The 4,626-nt window shown below is 56.3% G+C and carries 4 protein-coding genes; 3 read left to right on the top strand and 1 reads right to left on the bottom strand.

The annotated features are described in order from the left end of the window. From ACTH5D_RS17295 to ACTH5D_RS17305, 3 genes are all read left to right on the top strand, one after another. The coding region (locus ACTH5D_RS17295; protein WP_441673405.1) for an exoribonuclease II at positions 1-1,485 on the top strand (1,485 nt) is incomplete at its 5' end. A gap of 145 nt (positions 1,486-1,630) precedes the next feature. Then, positions 1,631-2,749, top strand: coding sequence for a glycosyltransferase (locus ACTH5D_RS17300; protein ID WP_441673407.1), 1,119 nt, complete (start codon positions 1,631-1,633; stop codon positions 2,747-2,749). Further along, complete coding sequence (locus ACTH5D_RS17305) at positions 2,727-3,749, top strand: lysylphosphatidylglycerol synthase transmembrane domain-containing protein (RefSeq protein WP_441673409.1); 1,023 nt, start codon at positions 2,727-2,729, stop codon at positions 3,747-3,749. Before ACTH5D_RS17300 ends, ACTH5D_RS17305 begins: the two co-directional genes overlap by 23 nt. A 68-nt stretch (positions 3,750-3,817) precedes the next feature. On the opposite strand, the gene sucD is transcribed toward ACTH5D_RS17305, so the two are convergent. After that, the coding region (gene sucD / locus ACTH5D_RS17310) for a succinate--CoA ligase subunit alpha (RefSeq protein ID WP_441673411.1) at positions 3,818-4,626 on the bottom strand (809 nt) is incomplete at its 5' end.

The raw sequence follows: 4,626 nt of genomic DNA on the forward strand, positions 1-4,626 counted from the left end.
ATCGCTAAAAGCGATAATCCAGCGGTGCCGTGGCGCGTGACGCTTGCTCGCCATACACTGGAGCAAGAGTCCCCCGATGCGGGCACTGTATGGCCCCTACATGATGAAGGCTTGACGCGGGAAGATTTAACCGCCACGCCCTTCTTCACCATCGATGGTGAGAAAACCCGTGATATGGATGATGCTCTGCACATCGCTACTCGCGCCGAAGGCGGCTGGCGGTTGAGCGTGGCGATTGCGGATCCTACTGCTTACGTGGCTGAAGGTCATGCTGCGGATTTAGAAGCGCGCACTCGTGCCTTCACTGTTTACCTCCCCGGCCAGAATATCACTATGCTGCCTGAGCAGTTAGCAGACGATCTCTGCTCGCTGTGGGAAAATCAGGAGCGTCCCGCACTAGCCTGCACACTGGATATTAATGCCGATGGCAGCCTGGGCGACTACCGTTTCTTCGCGGCGAACGTTAAATCTCACGCCAAGCTCGTTTATGACAGCGTTTCTGATTGGATCGAAGGTCAAGGTGAATGGACGCCCGCAGATAATATTGCCGAGCAGCTTAACGCTCTGCGTGATTTAACCGAGGCGCGTACCGCTTGGCGCAATGAACACGCACTGGTATTTAAAGATCGCCCGGACTATGTGTTTGACCTGGACCCTGCCGGTAACGTGCTGGCAGTGCGCACTGAAGAGCGCCGCATTGCCAACCGCATGATCGAAGAGTCGATGATTGTAGCCAATGCCTGCTGCGCGGACTTCCTGGCCCAGCATATTGGCCATGGCATCTTTAACGTCCACCGCGCCTTTGAGCCAGAGAAAGCGGAAGCCGCTCAAGAGTTCTTGGCAGGCCAGGAAATTGTGGTTGAGCGCGAAGCGTTGACCGAGCTTGCCCGCTACACGGAGCTTAAGCGCGCGCTGGAAAGCCGCGATGACGCTTGGTTAGACGCGCGCCTGCGCCGCTTCCAAGGCTTCACGATGATGTCGGCTCAGCCTGGTCCGCACTTTGGCCTGGGCCTTGCAGCCTACGCTACCTGGACCTCGCCAATCCGTAAGTACGGCGACATGGTCAACCACCGCCTCATCAAGCTTGTGCTTAAAGGCGAACAGGCCCCTGCCGAAGCTACTCAGCAGCTCACCGAGCAGTTGACGGAGCGCCGCCGCTTGAATCGTATGGCCGAGCGTGATGTGAAAGACTGGCTTTACGTACGCTATTTAACGCCTGCCGCACAGAATCAAGATACATTTGAAGCCGAAATCATGGCCATCAACCGTGGCGGCATGCGCGTTCGTCTGCTGGAAAATGGCGCAACGGCGTTTGTACCCGCCCCCTTGATGCACAGTGACCGCAGCAAAGTGGTGATTGATGATAAAGAGGGTCGTATTCAGATCGAAGGCGAGGAACGCTATAAGCTCGGCGATCCGCTTCGCGTCGTGCTGACCGAAGCCCGCGAAGAGACTCGCTCGCTGGTCGCTAAGCCAGGCGCGTAAACCACAGCGCACTGAGTTGATATCTAGCCACGGCCCTTATCTAAAGAGCCGTGGTTTTTTTGTGCCGCTCCATAACGCTGTCGCCAAACTGACTTATTTCTCCCCTATGGTGAAATGATGACACTGCAGGGTTTTGGAGGTTAGTTTGCACATCGCAGACGTAACGATGTTTTATGCACCCGCCAGTGGCGGTGTGCGCACTTACTTACAGGCCAAACAACACGTGTTTTCACGCCTGCCCCAGTTGCGCACCAGCCTGCTGGTACCGGGGGCAGAGCGCGATAGCCTGGGCGATCACTACACGCTGCCGGCATTACATTTACCCCTGGGCCAGGGCTATCGTTTTCCGTTACGCGGGGCAGCATGGCGAGACACCTTGATTGGCCTACAGCCAGACCTTCTTGAAGCCGGCGATCCTTACGTGACGGCTTGGGCAGCGCTCGCAGCGGGCCAGCGACTTGGCGTGCCGGTGGTAGGCTTTTATCACTCAGACCTGCCGCGCTTGATGGGAGATCGCTTTGGGCGTCACGTTGAAAAGCGCTTAATCCGCTACGTCGCCAATCTTTATCGCCAGTTTGATAGCGTACTGGCGCCGTGCAACGCGATGGCTAACCGTTTACGCGACTGGGGTGTCGACAACGTTAGGGTTCAGCCGCTGGGCGTCGATTTAGCACGTTTTAACCCTCAACAGCGTGACGCGACTTTTCGCCAAACGCTGGGCATATCTCGAAATAAAAAGCTGTTGATCTTCGTGGGACGAAACTCCCGCGAAAAAAATATCGATATCTTGCTTTCAACCATGCGCCTGCTAGGTGGCGATTATCATTTGCTGCTAATGGGACCAGGCATGCCTCATCACATCGCCAGCAACGTTACCATTGTGAACCGCTGCTGCGGCGCGTATGAGGTAGCGAAAGCATTGGCCAGTAGCGATGCCCTACTACATGCAGGCACGCGGGAGACCTTCGGTTTAATTGCCCAGGAGGCGATGGCAAGCGGCATCCCGGTAGTCGCGGCCCGAGCAGGTGCGCTTGCAGAAAACGTGCCACTGGGGGCTGGCATCTTATGCCGCCCGCTGGACCCTGTCGCCATGGCGGAAGCCTGTGTCGCACTGTTCAGCAACGATATTGCGGCCAGCGGTCACCATGCGCGGCGGCATGTAGAGCGCCACTTCAATTGGGACGGTGTCATGCACTCACTGCTTGAGCACTACCAGTTTCTTTGCCACGGCAGCCAACCCTATGCTCTCCCCCAACACCGCTAACCGTCGGCTGCTGCAGTGGCGTCCACTTCACTGCGTGATGATTGCTTTGGCACTGATTGCACCGTTAGTGCTCACCACATGGCTGGGCGGTACAGAGGCACTGCAGCGCGTCAGGCATTTTCCCCTGGATTTATTAGCACTGATGCTGGCGATGGCCTTTGCGTGCTGGAACATCAATGCAGCAAGACTACGGTTAATGCTGGGCGGCCGTGCAGGCAGGATCGGTCAACGCGGCGCACTAGGTATTGAGCTGGCCTCTAAATTTGCGCTGTGCGCCACGCCAGGAGGAAGTGGCGGACCTGTGGCGCTGCTATTGCTACTGGCCAAGCGAGGCCTTCCACCGGCGAAAGGCACGGCGGTGTTTCTGATTGATCAGGGCTGTGACTTACTGTTTTTTCTCGCCATGCTGAGTGGGCTGGTGCTTGTTTCGCTAATCACCGACACTCAGTGGCCACATCAATCGCTAGTGCAGTGGGCGCTGGCTGGCTTGGCCCTTATGGCGGCCCTGGTCAGTTTGGTCATGCGCTATTTGCCGAACTTGCTTCGAACAAAACGCCTAACAACGCCGTGGCCAAACCGCTACCGGCGCCGCTGGCTGACACGTCGTTTATTACGCTGCCGACATGCATTGAAGATAACGCTTTCTCTGCCGCGCATTACGCTACTGGCCATGCTGCTGCTGACGACTCTCCATTGGCTGATGCGCTATAGCTTACTGTATTTGGCTGTGCTGGGAGTCGGTGGCCAGGCGAATTGGATGTGGACATTTTTAACTCAAATGCTAGCGATGGCGGCCAGCCAGCTGAGCTTTTTGCCCGGCGGTGCGGGCGCCGCTGAAGTGAGCGTGGGCAGCCTGTTACTGCCATTGATGGGAAGCGAACAGGCCGCAGCGGCCGTACTGGTGTGGCGGTTAGTCAGTTATCACCTTTACCTAGCAGCAGGTGCACCGCTGTTTATTGTGTATGGCTACCGCCTGCTCAGTCGTCATACTGAACAATAACCTTATTCGTTAACGAACAAAGGCGCCCCGAGGGGCGCCTTTATAGCGTGCAGCTAAACGTCAACGGCTTACCAGCCAGTGACTTCTTTTAGCGCATCGCCAATTTCAGCCAAAGAGCGCACGGTTTTAACACCGGCGTCTTCAAGGGCTGCAAACTTCTCGTCAGCGGTGCCTTTACCGCCAGAGATGATTGCGCCCGCGTGGCCCATACGCTTGCCAGGAGGTGCAGTAACACCGGCAATGTAGGAAACGACAGGCTTGGAAACGTTAGCTTTAATGTAAGCCGCTGCTTCTTCTTCAGCCGTGCCACCGATTTCACCGATCATGACGATGGCTTCAGTTTTCGGGTCCTTCTCGAACATCTCAAGGATATCGATGAAGTTAGAGCCCGGAATCGGGTCGCCGCCGATACCGACACAGGTAGACTGACCAAAACCGTGATCAGTGGTCTGCTTAACGGCTTCATAGGTCAAGGTACCTGAACGAGATACGATACCTACGCGGCCCGGCTGGTGAATGTGACCCGGCATAATACCGATTTTGCATTCACCCGGTGTAATAACACCCGGGCAGTTAGGACCGATCAGACGTACGCCCAGCTCGTCGCATTTAACTTTTGCTTCGAGCATATCGAGGGTCGCGATGCCTTCAGTGATGCACACGATCAGCTTGATGCCAGCATTAGCGGCTTCAAGGATTGAGTCTTTACAGAATGGCGCCGGTACGTAGATAACGCTAGCTTCTGCGCCGGTTTTCTCTACCGCTTCTTTAACGGTGTTAAACACTGGCAGACCGAGGTGCGTTTGGCCGCCTTTGCCCGGCGTAACACCACCGACCATTTGCGTACCGTAGGCAATCGCCTGCTCGGAGTGGAACG

Origin of the sequence: Halomonas sp. (assembly GCF_052095695.1) — a bacterium.
GTDB lineage: Bacteria > Pseudomonadota > Gammaproteobacteria > Pseudomonadales > Halomonadaceae > Vreelandella.

Bases quoted from the DNA above. Each gene is read 5' to 3' on its own strand.
- ACTH5D_RS17305 (WP_441673409.1), top strand. From the start codon at position 2,727: ATGCTCTCCCCCAACACCGCTAACCGTCGGCTGCTGCAGTGGCGTCCA.